The 17,174-nt window shown below is 66.3% G+C and carries 18 protein-coding genes; 6 read left to right on the top strand and 12 right to left on the bottom strand.

Annotation, left to right across the window (positions count from 1 at the left end; all coding sequences use genetic code 11):
• Positions 1–523 precede the first annotated feature (523 nt).
• From hydA to ACQR0U_RS30750, 5 genes are all read right to left on the bottom strand, one after another.
• The gene (gene hydA, locus ACQR0U_RS30770) at positions 524–2,002 is read right to left on the bottom strand and encodes a dihydropyrimidinase (RefSeq protein WP_434872368.1); all 1,479 of its coding nucleotides are present in this window, start codon (positions 2,000–2,002) and stop codon (positions 524–526) included.
• Entirely contained in the window at positions 1,953–2,681 is a 729-nt protein-coding gene (locus ACQR0U_RS30765; RefSeq protein WP_434842718.1) for a maleate cis-trans isomerase family protein, read from the bottom strand. Before ACQR0U_RS30765 ends, hydA begins: the two co-directional genes overlap by 50 nt.
• A 238-nt stretch (positions 2,682–2,919) precedes the next feature.
• The gene (locus ACQR0U_RS30760; protein WP_434872367.1) at positions 2,920–3,696 is read right to left on the bottom strand and encodes an ABC transporter ATP-binding protein; all 777 of its coding nucleotides are present in this window, start codon (positions 3,694–3,696) and stop codon (positions 2,920–2,922) included.
• 2 nt (positions 3,697–3,698) lie between these two features.
• Positions 3,699–4,508: an ABC transporter permease gene (locus tag ACQR0U_RS30755; RefSeq protein ID WP_315767806.1), complete on the bottom strand. Its 810-nt coding sequence runs from the start codon at positions 4,506–4,508 to the stop codon at positions 3,699–3,701.
• 1 nt (position 4,509) lies between these two features.
• Positions 4,510–5,511 (bottom strand): ABC transporter substrate-binding protein, encoded by a 1,002-nt coding sequence (locus ACQR0U_RS30750; RefSeq protein WP_434872375.1) that lies wholly within the window; start codon positions 5,509–5,511, stop codon positions 4,510–4,512.
• 204 nt (positions 5,512–5,715) lie between these two features.
• Between ACQR0U_RS30750 and ACQR0U_RS30745 the strand changes: the two genes are divergently transcribed.
• The 6 genes from ACQR0U_RS30745 (at position 5,716) to ACQR0U_RS30720 (ending at position 10,514) form a co-directional block, all read left to right on the top strand.
• Positions 5,716–6,471, top strand: coding sequence for a GntR family transcriptional regulator (locus ACQR0U_RS30745; protein ID WP_315752684.1), 756 nt, complete (start codon positions 5,716–5,718; stop codon positions 6,469–6,471).
• Between the two features lie 69 nt (positions 6,472–6,540).
• Positions 6,541–6,945 (top strand): DUF350 domain-containing protein, encoded by a 405-nt coding sequence (locus tag ACQR0U_RS30740; RefSeq protein WP_315714024.1) that lies wholly within the window; start codon positions 6,541–6,543, stop codon positions 6,943–6,945.
• Positions 6,946–6,947: 2 nt separating this feature from the next.
• The gene (locus ACQR0U_RS30735; RefSeq protein WP_315752683.1) at positions 6,948–7,343 is read left to right on the top strand and encodes a hypothetical protein; all 396 of its coding nucleotides are present in this window, start codon (positions 6,948–6,950) and stop codon (positions 7,341–7,343) included.
• Positions 7,344–7,682: 339 nt separating this feature from the next.
• Positions 7,683–8,846: a glutathionylspermidine synthase family protein gene (locus tag ACQR0U_RS30730; RefSeq protein WP_315752682.1), complete on the top strand. Its 1,164-nt coding sequence runs from the start codon at positions 7,683–7,685 to the stop codon at positions 8,844–8,846.
• Between the two features lie 117 nt (positions 8,847–8,963).
• On the top strand, positions 8,964–9,356 hold the full coding sequence (locus ACQR0U_RS30725) for a hypothetical protein (RefSeq protein WP_315714020.1): 393 nt from the start codon (positions 8,964–8,966) through the stop codon (positions 9,354–9,356).
• A 36-nt stretch (positions 9,357–9,392) separates the two neighbouring features.
• Positions 9,393–10,514 carry a DUF2252 family protein gene (locus ACQR0U_RS30720; protein ID WP_315752681.1) on the top strand — a complete coding sequence of 374 codons (1,122 nt, stop codon included), beginning with the start codon at positions 9,393–9,395 and terminating at the stop codon, positions 10,512–10,514.
• Positions 10,515–10,527: 13 nt separating this feature from the next.
• Here the strand turns inward: ACQR0U_RS30720 and ACQR0U_RS30715 are convergent, their stop codons facing one another.
• The 7 genes from ACQR0U_RS30715 to ACQR0U_RS30685 all read right to left on the bottom strand — a co-directional run.
• Positions 10,528–12,015, bottom strand: a complete 1,488-nt coding sequence (locus tag ACQR0U_RS30715) for an HWE histidine kinase domain-containing protein (RefSeq protein WP_434872366.1) — start codon at positions 12,013–12,015, stop codon at positions 10,528–10,530.
• Positions 12,016–12,026: 11 nt separating this feature from the next.
• Positions 12,027–12,323 (bottom strand): circadian clock KaiB family protein, encoded by a 297-nt coding sequence (locus ACQR0U_RS30710; RefSeq protein WP_012046401.1) that lies wholly within the window; start codon positions 12,321–12,323, stop codon positions 12,027–12,029.
• Positions 12,320–14,074, bottom strand: coding sequence for a circadian clock protein KaiC (gene kaiC / locus ACQR0U_RS30705; protein ID WP_316225863.1), 1,755 nt, complete (start codon positions 14,072–14,074; stop codon positions 12,320–12,322). The genes ACQR0U_RS30710 and kaiC overlap by 4 nt, the downstream gene beginning before the upstream one ends.
• A 223-nt stretch (positions 14,075–14,297) precedes the next feature.
• On the bottom strand, positions 14,298–15,167 hold the full coding sequence (locus ACQR0U_RS30700; protein ID WP_315752677.1) for a CheR family methyltransferase: 870 nt from the start codon (positions 15,165–15,167) through the stop codon (positions 14,298–14,300).
• Positions 15,164–16,354, bottom strand: a complete 1,191-nt coding sequence (locus ACQR0U_RS30695) for a protein-glutamate methylesterase/protein-glutamine glutaminase (RefSeq protein WP_434842713.1) — start codon at positions 16,352–16,354, stop codon at positions 15,164–15,166. Before ACQR0U_RS30695 ends, ACQR0U_RS30700 begins: the two co-directional genes overlap by 4 nt.
• A 74-nt stretch (positions 16,355–16,428) precedes the next feature.
• Complete coding sequence (locus ACQR0U_RS30690; RefSeq protein ID WP_006613312.1) at positions 16,429–16,794, bottom strand: response regulator; 366 nt, start codon at positions 16,792–16,794, stop codon at positions 16,429–16,431.
• A 68-nt stretch (positions 16,795–16,862) separates the two neighbouring features.
• Positions 16,863–17,174, bottom strand: a 312-nt coding sequence (locus ACQR0U_RS30685) for a chemotaxis protein CheW (protein ID WP_434842712.1), incomplete at its 5' end; no start/stop codon positions are given.

Below are 17,174 nucleotides of genomic sequence, written 5' to 3'. Positions count from 1 at the left end.
TGACAAGGGTTCGACACATCCGGAACAAGAAGTGGCTAGTCGGAGGTCGCGAGGGAAGATGGTGCGGTGCGGGAGAGCAGTGGCTCGACCGGATCGCTGCTCACCCTCCTCCGGAGAGCCGGGGTGGGGGACAGACTACCCACACATGAGGTAAATGGGATGGATTGGCGAGGAAGCTTTCCGGATGGACGACGCGCGTAGCCTCACCCTCCCGGGCAGAGCGATCGCATATGGCCCCCTACGTATTGCTCTCGTCTGTTTCCACGTCGTCCGGCGCCCTGGGAGCAACGTGGATGCCCGGGACAAGCCCGGGCATGACGGAGTAACTAGCCGGCAGGCGTCGCTGCCGCGATTGTCGCATTCGTCATATGCGATCGCCCTGCCGTCCAGGGGAGGGTGGGCACCTGTGTCCAACTCGTCATTGCGATGAGCGCAGCGACGAAGCAATCCAGAGTCCCGTTCACGACTCTGGATTGCTTCGCTTCGCTCGCAACGACGCGTCGAGAGAGCGCGCTCAGGCCGCTCAGGCCAGGCCGCCCGGCTTGCCGCGGGTGACGTAGCGGCCACTGCCCTTGGCGCCGATCAACTCGCCGTCGCGCACGACGAATTTTCCGCGCAGCATGGTCGCCACCGGCCAGCCGGTGATCTCGATGCCTTCATAGGGCGTGTAGTCGGAGCCGTGGTGCAGGCCGGACTGGCTGATCTTCGCGGTCTTCGCCGGGTCCCACAGCGCGATGTCGGCGTCGTAGCCGATCGCGATGGAGCCCTTGCCCTTCAGGCCGTAGGTCTTGGCATGGTTGGTGGCGGTGAAGGCGACGAACTGGTTCAGGGTGATGCGGCCCTTGCTGACGCCTTCGGAGAACAGGATCGGCAGCCGGGTCTCCACGCCGGGGATGCCGTTCGGCACCCAGCGAAAGCTGGTGCGGCCCTTCGGCGTCAGCTTGCCGGCCTCGTCGTCGTAGCGGAACGGGCAGTGGTCCGACGAGAACAGCGAGAACACACCCCTTTGCAGGCCTTCCCAGCACGCCTCCTGGCTGGCCTTGTCGCGCGGTGGCGGCGAGCAGACATATTTGGCGCCTTCCATGTTGAGGCCCTGCATGTCCTCCTCCGTCAGCACCAGATATTGCGGGCAGGTCTCGCCATGGATCTTCAGGCCGCGCGCCTGCGCGCGGCGGATCTCCTCCATCGCCTCGCGGTTGGACACGTGGACGATGACGATCGGCACGTCGATCAGCTCGGCCAGCGAGATCGCGCGATGGGTTGCCTCGCGCTCGACCGGAATCGGGCGCGACTTGCCGTGATAGTACGGCGCGATCTTGCCGGCGCGCTCCAGGCGGTCGGTGAGGAAGCGGATGGCGTCATAGTTCTCGGCATGGATCTGCACCAGCGCGCCTTGCTCGCGCGCGACCTGCAGCACGCCGAGGATCTCGTAATCGTTGAGCGCGAGCCCCTCATAGGTCATGAAGATCTTCAGCGACGAATAGCCGTCGGCGACCAGCGCCGGCAGCTCCTGGCCGAGCACGGCGTCGGTGGGATCGGCGATGATGAGATGGAAGGAGTGGTCGACGTAGCAGGCCTTGTCGGCGAGCGCGTGATAGTCCTTCAGCGCTGATCGCAAGGGCTGGCCCTTCTCCTGCAGGCAGTAGGGCATGACGAACGTGTTGCCGCCGAAGGCGGCGGCGCGCGTCGCGCTCTCGAAATCGTCGGCCATGACGATGCCGGGGCCGGAGGGCTGGCTGATATGGACGTGGCTGTCGATGCCGCCCGGCAGCACCAGCAGGCCCGTGGCATCGACGATCTCGTCGGCATCGGTGATGGCCTCGCCGATCGCGACGATGCGGCCGCTCTTGATGGCGACATCGGCCTTGAACGTATCGCTCGCGGTGGCGACGGTGCCGTTGCGGATGACGGTGTCGAAGGCAGCCATGTGACGCGCTCTCCCTAGTCCAGATTCAAGCGAATTTCTGAAACAGCGATCCCCACCCGCTGACGCCGCTGACATCGACCCCTGCCAGTCTCAGCGATTTCCATACCACGGTGGCGATGGTGTCGAGAATCGGAATGCCGGTCTCCAGCTCGAGCCGCGCGACCAGCGGCGCGGCGCGCATGTTGGTGCAGACCACCGCGATCGCATCCGGCTTCTCGCGCGCGACCTCGCGGATCATGGTCTCGATCTCGGACGGCGTCACCTCCGCGAAGGAGAAATTGTCCTGCAGGTTGAGGTGCCGGTCGCCGCGGCAGGCGATGCCGAGCTTGTCGTAGTTGGCGATGATGCGCGCCTGGACGTCGTCGCGGTAGGGCGTGACGAGGCCGAGCGAGGTGGCCTTCGCCGCCGCCAGGATCTCGTTCAGCGCCAGCATCGAGGTGGTCGCAGGGATGCCGGTCGCGGCCGTGATCTGCTCGCACAGCTTGATGTCGGCTTCGAAGCCGAGCCAGCCGGACGAGGTGCCGTTCCAGCCGATGACGTCGACCTTGGCATGCGCCAGCAGCTCGGCGGCGCGCAGGATGTTGGAAATGTCGAACTGCGCGAGCGCGTCGGACGAGAGCGCGATCTCGGTGACCTTGAAGCGCGAGAAATGCGCGGAGACGTTGGGCAGGCTCGCGACCATCGCCGAGGTGATCGGCTCCAGCGCGGTGTTGGACGACGGCGTGAGCATGCCGAGCAGCGTGCGTGTGGTCATGGGTGAACGACCTCGTTCGATCGCGGATGGCGAGCGGGAGAGCCTCCCCCGCTTGCGGGGGAGGCCGGATCGCATCGCAGATGCGATCCGGGTGGGGGAACTCTATCCGCTCGGGCAGCGCGCCGTGCGGCGCCCCCACCCCAGCCCTCCCCCGCAAGCGGGAGAGGGGGCGCACTGCCGTTGTGGCGAGGGCTTGACCTGAACATGCAGCGCTTGGGCGGGCGCGATTGAGCAGCAATCATGCACTCGCCCCCTGCTCCGCCCGCTCGCCACGCAACAACGCCAGGATATGCCGCTTCAACTCATTGAACTGCGGTGACGTGATATCACGCGGCCGCGGCAGATCGATCGGGATGATCTCGACGATGCGCCCCGGCCGTGCGCTCATCACCGCAACATGCGTGCCCAAGGTCAGCGCCTCGTCGATGCCATGGGTGACGAACACGATCGTGCCCTGGTGCTGCTGCCAGATGCGCACCAGCTCGGTCTGCATGTCCATGCGGGTCTGCTCGTCGAGCGCGCCGAACGGCTCGTCCATCAGGATCACCTGCGGATTCATCAGCAGCGCCCGGGCGATGCCGACGCGCTGGTTCATGCCGCCCGACAGCTCGGACGGATAGTGGTTCTCGAAGCCGCTCAGGCCGACCATGTCGATATAGACCTGCGCCCGCGCCCGGCGCTCGGCCTTCTGCCCGCCGCCGAGCAGGAGATGGAAGGCGACGTTCTCCCACACCGGCAGCCACGGCATCAGATTGGCATGCTGGAACACGACGCCGCGATCGGCGCCGGGCGCGATCACCGGCCGGCCGTCGACGGTGATGTTGCCGGCGCTCGGCTTCTCGAAGCCGGCAATCATGTTGAGCAATGTCGACTTGCCGCAGCCGGAGGGACCGAGCAGGCAGACGAGCTCGTTGCGGGCAATGGACAGATTGATGTCGGCGAGCGCGGTGACGTCGGCGTTGCGCTTCTTGTCGGTGAAGATCTTGGAGACGCCGGAGATCTCGATCGTGGCCATCGTCATTCTCCGCCACGAAGCGTGGTGTTGCGCTGCCAGTGCAGCACGCGCGCCATCACGAAGCGGATGGCGAGGTCGCTGCAGAAGCCGAGCAGGCCGATGCTCGCCATCGCCGCCAGCACCAGATCGTAGCGCAGGAAGTAGTAGCTGTCCCACAGCACGTAGCCGAGCCCGCTTTTCACCGCGACCATCTCCGCAGTGACCGTGAGCATCCAGGCCGAGCCGATGCCGATGCGCAGCCCTGCAAAGATGCTCGGCATCGCCGCGGGCACGACGATGTAGCGCAGCAGCTTGCGCTCGCTGCCGCCGACCATGGCGCCGGCGCGGATCAGATTGCGGTCGCAGGTCTTCACGCCGTGGATGGTGTTGAGCAGGATCGGAAAGAACGCGCCGAGGAACACCAGGAAGATCGCCGGCTTGTTGGCGATGCCGAACCAGATGATGGCGAGCGGGATCCACGACACCGGCGGGATCGGCCGCAGCATCTGAAGCGTCGGCTCGATCACGATCTCTATCTTGCGCGACCACCCGATGGCGACCCCGAGCGAGACGCCGAGCACGGTGGCAATCGCAAAGCCTGCGGCAACGCGCGACAGGCTCGCCAGCATGTCGGCGAGCCAATGGCCGCTGTAGGTCTGGGTGTTGCCGTCGGTGCCGACCAGCCAGTCCGCCCACGCCCACACGACCGTCGACGGCGCCGGCAGCAGCGCTGCCGGCAGCGCGCCGGAGCGCGAGAACGCCTCCCAGCCGGCGAGCACGAGCACCGGCACGACATAGCGGTCGAGCTTCCTGAGCTGGGCGAGCGCCGTCATCTCAGTAGCCGAGCTCGGTCTTCGGCTTGCCCGTGGCCGCTTCCAGGAAGCGGTAGTCGAGGTTCTTCTCGACGGCGGCCGTGACGTCCGAGTTGATGTATTTCAGGTCGCGCATCATCGCGGCGATGGCGAGCGCCGAGGCGCGGTACATCTTCGGGTCGGGATCGAGATTCTCGACCGCGCCGGTCGCGATCGCCTTGTCGAGGCCGGTGATCTTGGAGATGACCTCGATCAGCGCCGGCTTGTCGGCGGCGATGTGCGCATCGACCTTGACGACCGCGCGCACCACGCCCTCCAGCGCCTTCGGGTTCGACGCGATGACGTCGGAGCGGGTCAGGATCAGGTTGGTCAGCTTGCCGGCGGCCTGGTCATAGGGGAAACCGAAGAACTTCGCCGCCTTGGCCTGCATGATCTGGGTCGCGAACGGCTCGACGGTGCAGATCAGCTCGACCTCGCCGCGGCGCAGCGCCTGCAGATGGTCGGACGGATTGGGGATGTTGACGAACTGCACGTCCTTGTTGATGTCGATGCCCTGCTTGGCGAAGGCGCCGCGCATGTGGATGTCCTGCGCATTGCCGCGCGAGGCGGCGACGCGGAACGGCTTGCCGTCGGCCTTGTATTTGGCGATCAGCGCCTTCAGCGCGCTCCAATCGCCCGGCGCGACCTCGAGATCATTGCCGAGCAGGATCGCCGAGCCGCCATTGACCTGGCCGGAGATCGCGACCACGTCGAAGCCTTTGTCGAGCGCGATGGCGTAATGCAGATAGGTCACCTGCGCGACGTCGATGTTCTTCGAGACCAGCGCGGTCAGCGCGTCCGTGCCGGTGTTGAAGCTGACGGCATCGATCGCGACGCCTTCGGCGAACTGCGGCGTCAGCGACATCGGCGTGCAATGCGCGCATTTGGCGTAGCCGAGTTTGATCTTGGGCGCGTCGTCGGCGAAGCTGAGCGAGGGCAGCGCGAGCAGGGCGAGAATGAGCAGCACGAAACGTTTCACATCCATCTCCAGGGCAGGTCGATCCACGGGCTTGTCTCTCATGGCTTGTGCTCTCATCAGCAAGCGACATGCCAACTGGATGCGATATGCAATGTTGCTTTTATGCAATAAAATCAGTATTTAATGACCATCAAATCTTGAAGGACCTGCCTGATCCGCGGGCGCATCGCCCGAATTTCAGGCATCTCGCAGCGGAGCAGCCGCGCCGACATGACCCCACCAGCACCCCGGCCCAGACTGAAGACGCGCTTCAAGCCGGCGCGGCTGAAGCTGTCGTCCGACCACTCCAAGCGGCCGCTCGAGCGGCTGTCGCTGCACGATCAGGTCGTCGCCAGGGTGCGCGAGATGATCGTGGACGGCGAGCTCGCCGCCGGCGCTGCCTTGCCCGAGCGCATGCTATGCGAGACTTTCGGCGTGTCGCGCACGCCGCTGCGCGAGGCCTTCAAGATCCTCGCCGCCGAGGGCCTCATCGAGCTGCGGCCGCATCGCACGCCCGTGGTGGCGCCGATCGACGCCCGCGAGATCGCCGAGATCTTCGACGTGATGGTGTCGCTCGATGCCGCCGCGGGCCGCGCCGCGGCCGCGCGTGCGACGGCGGACGACCTCGCCAGGCTCGAGGCCATGCATGCCGAGCTGGTGGCGCTGCATCGTGCCGCCGAGCGCGCCGCCTATTTCCGGCTCAACCAGCAGATCCATGCCGAGATCACCAAGCTCGCCGGCAACGCCGTGCTGCTCAACATGTGGGGCACGCTGCACGCGAGCGTCTTCCGCGCCCGCGCCGTGGCCAATTACGATGCGCGGCGCTGGGACGAGTCGATCCGGGAGCACGAGGCCTTCATGGCGTTGCTGCGGGCCCGAGACGGCGACGGCTTCGCGCAGGCGCTCTCCGAGCACACCCGCAAGACCGGGGATTCGGTGCTGCAGATGCTGGACCAGGCCAGGCGGGATCTGGCGAAGGGCGGATAGACTTTGTTCACGTCGAACCGGGCATGCTGGCATAGCGACAGATGAGAGCTCCACACGCTTGGCCTGATCATGATCCTGCAATCGCTCGCCGGCCTGCCGGCCTTTCTGGTGTACTTCTGTACCGCGCTGGCCGCGGTGACGGCCTACCTGTTCGTCTACACCCGCGTCACGCCCTACAATGAATTCCAGCTGATCCGGGACAATCACCCCTCGGCCGCGATCGCGCTCGGCCTCAGCCTGCTCGGCTTCACCCTGCCGCTGGTCAGCGCCATCGCCCATTCCGCCAACGTGCTGGACTGCCTGGTTTGGGCGCTGGTCGCGCTGATCGTCCAGGTGATCGTCTATTACCTCGTCCGCATTCCGGTGCCGGATCTCGCCCAACGCATCGTCGCCGGCGAGCTGGCTTCGGCGATCTGGCTCGGTCTCGCGTCGCTCTCCGCCGGCGCGCTGAACGCCGCCTCGATGATCATCTGACCATGGCCGAGAAACGCCGCGAATTCGGCAAGCGCCGGCCGATGCCGCCCCCGCCCGCGACGCCGCCGGTGAAGCGCTCCGGCCATGTCGCGCTGCTCTTGATGGGCACGCTCGCCGTCGGCAGCACTGCCTATGCGCTGATGCCGCGGCATCAGAGCTGCCCGCAGCCAGGCGCCGAGACGCCGACCATCGCCGGCCAGCCGCAGACGAGCGAATGCACGACGCGCCGCTCGAGCGGCGGTGGTGGCGGCGGCAGCGGCTCCGGCCGCTGGGGATTTTCCAGCGGCGACAGCGATTCCAGAAGCAGCGGATCGAGCCATGTCGCCGAGGCCTCCTCCGCACATGTCTCGCGCGGCGGCTTTGGCTCGTTCGGACACGGCTTCGGAGGCGGCGGCTGATTTTCGTCGCGCCGGCGCCGTGAAAACACCGCGTTCATGCTGTTATCTCGGATTCGGATCTTTGACACAGACTCAAAATCATAAAAAACTGGCCTACCTACTGATCGGAAGCGATCCGATGCAATGTCGGCACCTGATGGTGCCAGCGACGATGAGGGCTGCGGCGACCGCCGCCGCCTCGCAGCAATCTGCTGGCAGGCGATCGCGTGGTCGCCGGCGCGGGATGGCGCCGGGACCGCGCGGACGTGATCATGGCCGCATCATTGATGGCGGCCGCGGTCGTGCTGCGCCCTGTTGCCACGGGCACGGCTTGTTCGCTGCTGCCTTGGGCTGACGCCGATGCAGCGCATCCCCTGTCCCGAACGTGACGACTGGCGCGAGACCGCGGCACGATGCGGATTCGACTTCTACGAACTCGACGGCGAGCGCTATTGGGACGAGCGCGCCTACTACGCATTCACGATCGCCGAGATCGAGCTCGGCATCGAGGAGCCGACGGCCGAGCTCGAGCAGATGTGCCTCGCGCTGGTCGCGCGCGTCGTCGGTGACGAGGCGCTGCTGCGCCGGCTGAAGATCCCGCAAGCGGTCTGGCCGCTGCTGGCGGAGAGCTGGCGCCGGAGGGACGGCAGCCTCTATGGGCGGTTCGACCTCAGCTATCAGGGCGGCCGTACGCCGGCGAAGCTGCTCGAATACAACGCCGACACGCCGACGTCGATCTTCGAGGCCGCCGTCTTCCAATGGACGTGGCTCGAGCAGGCGATCGAGCGCCGCATCCTGCCGGGGCGCGCGGACCAGTACAACTCAATCCATGAGCGCCTGATCGAACGCTGGCGCGCCCTCGGCAAGCGGCGCCGCGTGCATCTGGCCGGGCTGACCGCCAACGCCGAGGACGCCACGACCCTGGCCTATCTGGCCGACACGGCAGCCCAAGCGGGCCTGTCGACAACCATCCTTGACGTCGCCGACATCGGCTGGCGCGAGACCGGCGGCGGCTTCGTCGATCTCGAGAACGGCGACATCGCGCTCGCCTTCAAGTTGTATCCCTGGGAATGGATGTTTCGCGATGCGTTCGGCGTCAAGCTCGCGGAGGCGCCGACGCAATGGATCGAGCCGCCGTGGAAGGCCATCCTGTCCAACAAGGGCATCCTGCCCCTGCTCTGGCAGATGCACGAAGGCCATCCGAACCTGCTGCCGGCCTATTTCGAGGACGATCCGAAGGCCGCCGGCCTCGGCCCGAGCTTCGTACGCAAGCCGATCTACTCGCGCGAGGGCGCCAATGTCAGCCTGGTGTCCGACGGCGTCGCCGTCTCTACGCAGGAGGGTCCCTACGGCGCCGAAGGCTTCATCCGCCAGGCGCCGGCGCCGCTGCCGGATTTCGGCGGTGTGTTCCCGGTGATCGGCAGCTGGCTCGTCGACCATCAGCCCTGCGGCCTGTCGATCCGCGAAGACACGAGCCCGATCACGGGCAACCGCTCGCGCTTTTTGCCGCACGCAATCCTGTAGGATATTAACGACCGCCGACGAAAACGCCTCGACACGCCGGTCGAGAGGATTAGATAGACCGAGGGTGAACTCCCTGCGCGATGGGCGCGCATGACCGGGACATGACCGGGACGAGGCATGGCGACGGACAAACCCGAACTCGAAGGCTTGCGTATCCTGGTCGCCGAGGACGAGGGCCTGATCGCGCTCGAGCTGGAAACGGTGTTGCAGGGATTCGGCTGCGAGGTGGTTGGTCCCGTCTCGCGCGTCGGCGACGTGCTGCGCGAGGCCGAGCGCGGCGGCCTGGACGGCGCGCTGCTCGACGTCAACCTGCGCGGCGAGCAGATCTTCGCCGTCCTGCCGCAGCTGATCGCGCGCGAGCTCAAGATCGTGATCACCTCCGGCTATGACGATGCGACGCTGTTTCCGCCGGAGTTCCGCAGCCTGGCCCGGCTCGCCAAGCCGTTCGACGAGCGCGCGCTGCGCGCGATGTGCGAGGCCACGTTCGTTCGGCGTCAACGCAACTCATAACGCCTCGCTCACGCCCGGCGCATCGGGAGGCATCGCGTGTCCATCATCGAAGATACCGCGGCCTACGAGGCCTGGCTTCGCAGCCAATGCAAAGTGGTCGAGGACGACCTTCTCGCCAAGCACCAGCGGATGCGAAAGTCTCCGTTCGCCCTGCTGCGCGCCACCTACTATCGCTGGGCGCGGCGCATCGAGGAGATCTGCCCGGAGCTGGCCGAGGCGCCGGTCGCGCTGTGCGTCGGCGACATCCATCTGGAGAATTTCGGCACGTGGCGTGATGCCGACGGGCGCTGGGTGTGGGGCGTCAACGATTTCGACGAGGCCGCGAGGATGCCCTACGCCTTCGATCTGGTCCGGCTCACGACCAGCATCGAGCTCGCGCCCGACATGGCAATCGACAGCCGCGACGCCGCAGACGCGATCCTCCAAGGCTATCGCGACGGTCTCAAACACCCGCGGCCGGCGCTGCTCGACGAACACGAGATCTGGATCAGGCCCTACGTCAAATGCTCGGATGATTGCCGCCGCGCGTTCTGGGAGGAGATCAACGGCCTCGCGGCCGCCGATGCGATTCCATCCGCGGTGCAGAAGCTGCTCACCGCCAGCCTTCCGGAGCAGGCGAAGAATGCCGCATTCTTCCATCGCTTCGCCGGCGGCGGCAGCCGCGGACGCACGCGCTACGTCGTCGTCGCGACATGGCGCGGCGGCCGCGTCGTCCGCGAGGCCAAGGCGCTGGTCCCTTCGGCCTGGACCTGGGCCAAGAACAGGACGAAGGGCAGGATGCAGCCAAAGCCGGCGCCGCCGCACCGATTCGTCGAGCTGTCGACCGGGACCTATCGCGCGCCCGATCCATTCCTGCACGTTCACAGAACCAATGACGGGGACTACGTGGTCCGACGCCTGTCCGCGGACTCGCGCAAGATCGATCTCGGCAAGGAAGCCGGCGCCGATCTCAAGCTGGAGCTTCTGCGCGGCATGGGCACCGACCTCGCCTCCATCCATGCCGCCGACCGCCGCGCCGGCGCCGGGATCGCGGCGGACCTGAAGCAGCGCGGTTCAGGCTGGCTGCGCCGAGCAGCGCGCGCCGCGCGTGAGGCGACGGAAAGGGACCACGACGTCTGGCGCCGCAAGGCGGCACGCTCCGTTCCGATCGCGCGCTGAGGCGGGCATCCGATCAGTCCGGCTGCACGGCCGATGCCGGCAGATGCTCGGGGGTCGTCTCCGCGGTCAGCGCAAAGGTCAGCGAGCAGCGAATGCCCGCGGGCTCGAAGTCGAGCAGGGCTTCGCCCTCGAGATCGAAGCGGACGACGCGGTCGATCAGCGTGGTGCCGAAGCCGCGCCCACCGCCGCCTTCGATCAGCGGTCCGCCGCGCTCGAGCCAGACCAGCTCCAGCCGGCGGCCATCGTCGCGCAGGCGCCAGGAGATCGTGACCTGGCCGTGGGAGGCGGACAACGCGCCATATTTGGAGGCGTTGGTCGCAAGCTCGTGCAGCACCATCGAAAGCGGCAGCACCAGCCGTGCCTCCAGGAGCACCGGAGGGCCGTCGATGGCGATCCGCCCTTCGCCGATGCCATAGGGCGCCAGCACGGCGGTGAGCAGTTCGTTCAGTCCGATGCCGATCCAACGGGTCTGCGTCAGGATGTCATGCGCGATCGAGACCGCCTGGATGCGCCCGGAGAACGCCTTGTTGAAGGCCGGCAGCGACGGTGAGGTCCGCAAGGTCTGCCCCGCCACCGACTGCACGATCGCCAGGATGTTCTTCACCCGGTGATTGAGCTCGGCGACCAGCACGGTCTGCTGCTCTTCCGCGCGCTTGCGTTCGGTGATGTCGGTCAGGGTGACGATCGAGCCGACCGTCTCCTTGAGATCGTTCACCAGGGGCCCGCCGGACAGCAGGAACGACCGCCCCGACGCCCGCGCGTTGCGCAAGGCGACCTCGACGCCATGGAAGGGCTTGGTCGCCAGCGCCTGATCAAGGCTCTCGCGCGAGAAGCGCGTCAACGTGCCTCGCTGGCTGGCGCTCTGCCCATCGAGCGGGAACGCCTCAGAAAACAACTGGCCGACCGGCGGTCGTTCCGCGAGCTGCTCCGCGACCCAGCTCGCATGGGTGATCCGGCCGTCGAGCGCCAGCACCACGACCGCATCGGTCGCCTGCTCCAGGATCGAGCGCGCAAAGCGCTCGGCATTGGCGACCTCCTCGGCGCGCCGCTGAATCGACATGTCGGTCAGCGTCACGAGCGTGGCCACCACGCCGCCCATCGCCATCTGGCGCATCCACACCGACACTGGCAGTTGGCCGCCGTCAGCGCGGCACAGTTGAGCGTCGGTTGCCGCATCGTCGGCGCGCTGCTCGGGCACCGCTCCCGCAAACAGCGAGGCAAAGCTGCGTCCCACCAATTGCTGTACGCCGAGGCCGGTCAGCGCGCACAGCCTGGAATTGACATAGACGATGCAGCCGTCGGCATCGAGCGTCAGAGCGCCGTCGCTCATGCGCTCGACCAGAACATGATAGGGCGCGTCCGCGCCCTGCAGCATGATGACCTGGGGTCCGGTCGGGCCCTGCACCACCACGGCATCGACGTTGCCGCGATGAATGGCCTCGACCGTCTCCTCCGCCTCGTTACGCGGCCGTCCCGCCTGCATCGCGTCTGTTGATGCCACGCGTCCTCCGTTCAGCTCGGTGCGATGTCCAGACCAACCAGCACCTTCTCCGCATTGGAGAGATCGCCGATGATTCGCTTGAGGGGCTCGGGCAGTTGACGGATCAAGGTCGGGATTGCGACGATCTGATCTCGTTGTGCGAGGGCCGGATCCTTCATCAGGTCGATCACCTCGATCGTGTAGCGGCCCGGCAGATGCGTCTCGCACAGCTTCTTGAGGTTGGCGAGCGCCGCCAGCGATTTCGGCGTCTGACCGGCGACATAGAGCCGGAGATTGTAGCCATCCTGTTCCATCGGAGCCGCCGTCATTTTCTGGATGTCAGCGGGTTGGCTGGGGAGCTCGGACGAGGCCTGGACGAGCGGCTCTCGATCTGCGCGAGGCGAGCGGCTGCGCGCTGATCCTCGCGGGCAGCGCCTTCCAGATTGATGAGCTCCATCTCGCTCTCCTCGTTGGCCAGCTGAGCCTTGAGCGTTTCGATCTGAGCCGCGAGGTCGCGGCGGCGACGTTCGATCTCGCGCGTGCGTCGTTCCGTATCCTGCATGCGCAGCAGGCGCTCGACGCGATCTCTCGCCTCCTGCGCCACCCTGGCCGATCCCGTGAGCACGCCCTCCGGGCCGACATAGACCTCGCGCAGCGAGATGCCGTCGGCACTCATCAGGAATTCGCGGACCTGGTTGGAATGCGCCATGCCGCGCGACTTCAGCAGATAGAGCTGGCGGTTGTGCTCGCCGTTGCTCTCGCGATTGTAGAGCAGCAGCCAGGTGTCGGTGAGCGACGAGATCTGCATCTCCGTGGTCGCCGTCTCCGCGCTGCCGGCGCCGAGATTGGTGAACAGCGCCGTGACGCCGCGCGCCTTCAGGAAATCGATGAGGCGCAACGTCATCGAATGCACGTCGCCGGCAATGCCGGCGCCCATGAGCGCCGAGATGGGATCGACCACGACGGCGGCGGGATCGAACTCCTTGACCTCGCGATGCATGGCGGCGAGATGCGTTTCCAGTCCGTACAGATTGGGGCGCCGGGCCGAGAACCGCAGCAGGCCGCGATCAACCCATTGCTGCAGGTCGAGACCGACCGACTTCATGTTGCGGATGATCTGCTGCGGGGATTCCTCCAGCGCGAAATAGATGCAGCGTTGCCCGCTCTTGCAGATCGAATTGGCGAAGTGTGCCGACACCGTCGACTTGCCCGAGCCGGCCATCCCCGAGATCAGGATACTCGACCCTTTGAAGTAGCCCTGGCCTTCGAGCATGTCGTCGAGATCGGCAATGCCGGTGGAGACCCGCTCCGTCCACGCATCATGCGCGAGCCCCGACGAGGTGATCGGCATCACCGTGATGCCTTCCTGGTCGATGATGAAGGGGTATTCGTTGGTGCCATGCGCCGTGCCGCGATACTTCACGACGCGCAGCCGGCGGGTCGAGAGCTGATCGTGCACGCGGTTGTCGAGCAGGATGACGCAGTCGGCGACGTATTCCTCGAGGCCGTAGCGCGTCAGCGTACCATCACCGCGCTCGCCGGTGATGATGGCGGTGACGCCCTTGCTCTTCAGCCATTCGAACAGCCGGCGCAACTCGGAGCGCAGCACCGCCTGATTGTCGAGGCCGCCGAACAGGGTCTCGATCGTATCGATCACGACGCGCTTGGCGCCGATCGAATCGATCGCGAAGCCGATGCGGATGAACAGGCCGTCGAGATCGTAGTCGCCGGCCTCCTCGATCTCGTTGCGATCGAGATGGATGTGATCGACCACGATCTTCTTCTGCTCGATCAGCCTATCGATGTCGTAGCTGAGCGAGCCGACGTTTTTGATCAGGTCCTCGGGCTGCTCCTCGAACGCGATGAACACGCCCGGCTCGTCGTAGGCGACCGCGCCATTGTAGAGAAACGTCATCGCAAACAACGTCTTGCCGCAACCGGCCGCGCCGCACAGCAGCGTCGGCCGCCCTTGCGGCAGGCCACCGAAGGTGACCTCGTCGAGGCCGTCGATCCCGGTCGGCGATTTGGCGATGACAGGGAGATCCCGCGTCACGATTCGAGGACGCACACTCGTTTTCATCCAATCCCCCGCCACCAATTCAACACGCGTGAGTCCACACCAAGGCGTGAATAGACGCGTCAGGAACCGAAAAGTTCCATGGGTCGGCGAGATTTGCTTCGGAAGGAGGCCTGCGGGCGCAGAAAGGACCGGCCGCCCGCGCGGGACGGACGCACGCGGGACGGAACGGCCGACCGCCCGACCGGTCGAAGCGCCCCCCGGTCACAGACGGCTCCGGCCGGCGTCAGCGCGCCGCGACCACCTTGAGGCCGGGCAGCAGCGCCGCGCCGCCGCGCGGGCTGCGCACCGGATTGATCTGGTACAGACCCCGCCGCTCCTGGTTGGGCCGGAACGCGTCGGTGATGCCGACGACCGATTCGGCGGCTCCCAGCAACAGCGTGCCGTCCGGCTCCATCACCTTGGCCATTCGCTCGAAGATCGAGGCCTTGGTCTCCTGATCGAAATAGATCAGCACGTTGCGGCAGAAGATGATGTCGAACTTGCCGAGATGCGAGAAGTCCTGCAGCAGATTGAGCTGGCGATGCTGGACCATGCCGCGGATGTCGGCGCTGAGCTGCCAGAGCTCGCCGAGCTGCGTGAAATATTTCACCAGCAGCTGGATCGGCAATCCACGCTGCACCTCGAACTGGCTGTAGAGGCCGGCCTTCGATTTCTCCAGCACCTCCTGCGACAGGTCGGTGGCAACGATCTCGATGCGCCAGCCCGCCAGAGCGGGACCGAATTCGCGCAGGCACATCGCGATCGAATACGGCTCCTGTCCGGTCGAGCAGGCGGCCGACCAGATGCGCAGGGAACGACGATTGGCGCGCGACTGGATCAGCGCCGGCAGGATGCCCTCACGGAGATGATCGAACGGAATCTTGTCGCGGAAGAAGAACGTCTCGTTGGTGGTCATCGCCTCGACCACCTGCGTCGTGAGCTGCTCCGCGCCGCTCTTGATCTTCTGCACCAGCTCCGTGATGCCCGGCAGGTTGGAGCGGCGGGCCAGCGGCAGCAACCGGCTTTCGACCAGGTACTGCTTATCGGCCGACAGATCGAGGCCGGAGCGATCCTTCAGGACCTTACGCAAGAACTCATAGTCCAGGGGTGTCACGAACGGTCTCCAGCAAACAGACGAACCAGCTTCGGTCCAATCTGATTCAAGGGAAGGACGGCCGCGCAGATGCCGGCATTGGCTGCTGCGCCCGGCATGCCCCAGACCACGCTGGTCGCCTCGTCCTGCGCGATCACGCTGCCGCCGGCGGCGACGATGTCCTTGCCGCCGCGCATGCCGTCGGATCCCATGCCGGTCAGGATCACGGCCAGGGTCGAGCCCTGCCAGACCTCGATCGCCGACATGAACAAGGGATCGACGGCGGGCTTGCAGAAATTGACCGGAGGACCGTTGTCCAGCGCGATCACCACATCGGCGCCATGGCGCGCCACACGCATGTGGCGGCCGCCGGGGGCAAGGTAGATCTGACCCGGCTTCACCACTTCACCGTCGACGGCCTCATGGGCCGGCCTGCGGCTCGAGCGCGCCAGATGCTCGGCGAGGATGGTGGTGAAGGTCGGCGGCATATGCTGGGTGATCAGCACCGGAAAGCGGTCGATCACGGGACCGAGCTCGGTCACCAGCGACATCAGCGCCTGCGGGCCGCCGGTCGACGATCCGATCAGCAGCACCTTCGGCATCTGCGTGCTGAAGGAGCGGCGCGCCAGCTGGGCCGGCGCGGCGGGCGCCACGGGAGCGACCATCGGCCGCGCCGTTGACGCAGGCCGGAGCCCCTGGACTTGCGGAACGATCGGCGATGCGGCCGGCGCATGCGGGGCGGGAGCGGCGCGGCGCGCCTTGGCGCCGAGATTGCGGATCTTCTGAATCAAATCGTAGTGGAAATTGTCGGCCGCCGAGGCCTCGCGCGTGCTCTCGGGTTTCGGAATGTAGTCGGCCGCGCCGAGCGACAGCGCCTTGAAGCTGATCTCCGCGTTGCGGCGGGTCAGCGTCGACGCCATGATGACGGCGAGGTTCTTCTTCTTGGCAAGCAGCTTCGGCAGGGCGGCGATGCCGTCGAGCTCGGGCATCTCGATGTCGAGCACGGCGACATCGGGATTGACGCGATCGATCTGGTTCACGGCCTCGAGGCCCGTGCGCAGCGACGCCGCCACGACCATGTCGGGCTCAGACGCGATCCAGCGCGAGATCATGCCGCGAATGACCACGGAATCGTCCACGACCATCACGCGGAGAGGTTCCTGCCTGGTCGAACTTGGGATCGAAGAACTGGCCAACGCGACGCTCATAGTTCACCAACAGGACAGAGGCACGGGGTGACGGCAAGCCCGGACGACCACGGGACCGACGCACGCGACGGAGATCAGATCAGCCCGACTTCCTGAAACTTCGCCGTCACGATGTCCTTGTCGAAGGGCTTCATGATGTACTCGTTGGCGCCGGCGTGCAGCGCGCGCGCGATGTGCGCGACATCGTTCTCGGTCGTGCAGAACACCACCTTCGGCGCGTCGCCGCCGGGCATACGCCGGAGATTGCCGAGGAACTCGTAGCCGTCCATGACGGGCATGTTCCAGTCGAGCAGCACCGCATCCGGGAGGCCCCGCTTGCAGATCTCCAGCGCCTGCTCGCCGTCCTCCGCTTCCACGATCTGGAAATCCAGACCTTCCAGAATGCGTCGCGCCACCTTTCGAATGACGCTGGAATCGTCAACTACCAGACACGTTCTCATATCAGCCTCACGAGATCAGGATCCAATGCAACGACGCATGATGCGCCGCTGCCCGCACGTTGCAGTGTTCAGGCCGCCATCTTGTCGGCGGCGAGCTCGAGCACGCGATCGACGTCGAGAATGACCATCAGCTGGCCGTCGAGGCGGTGCACGCCGCCGGCAAGCTTCGCCATGCGCGGGTCGAGATTGACGGGGTTCTCCTCCCGGCCCTCCTCGGGCAGCCGCAGCACCTCGCCGATCTGGTCGATCAGGAGACCGTAGGACTCGCCGCGCAGATCGACGCCGACCGCCATCGGCGGCTTGCCGTCCTCGGCGCGGGCAAGGCCGAGCCGCGCCCGCATGTCGACGACGGTCACGATGCGGCCGCGCAGGTTCAGGAC

The organism is Bradyrhizobium sp. HKCCYLRH3097 (assembly GCF_051167875.1).
GTDB lineage: Bacteria > Pseudomonadota > Alphaproteobacteria > Rhizobiales > Xanthobacteraceae > Bradyrhizobium.
This window is presented reverse-complemented; position numbering and strand designations above follow the sequence as displayed.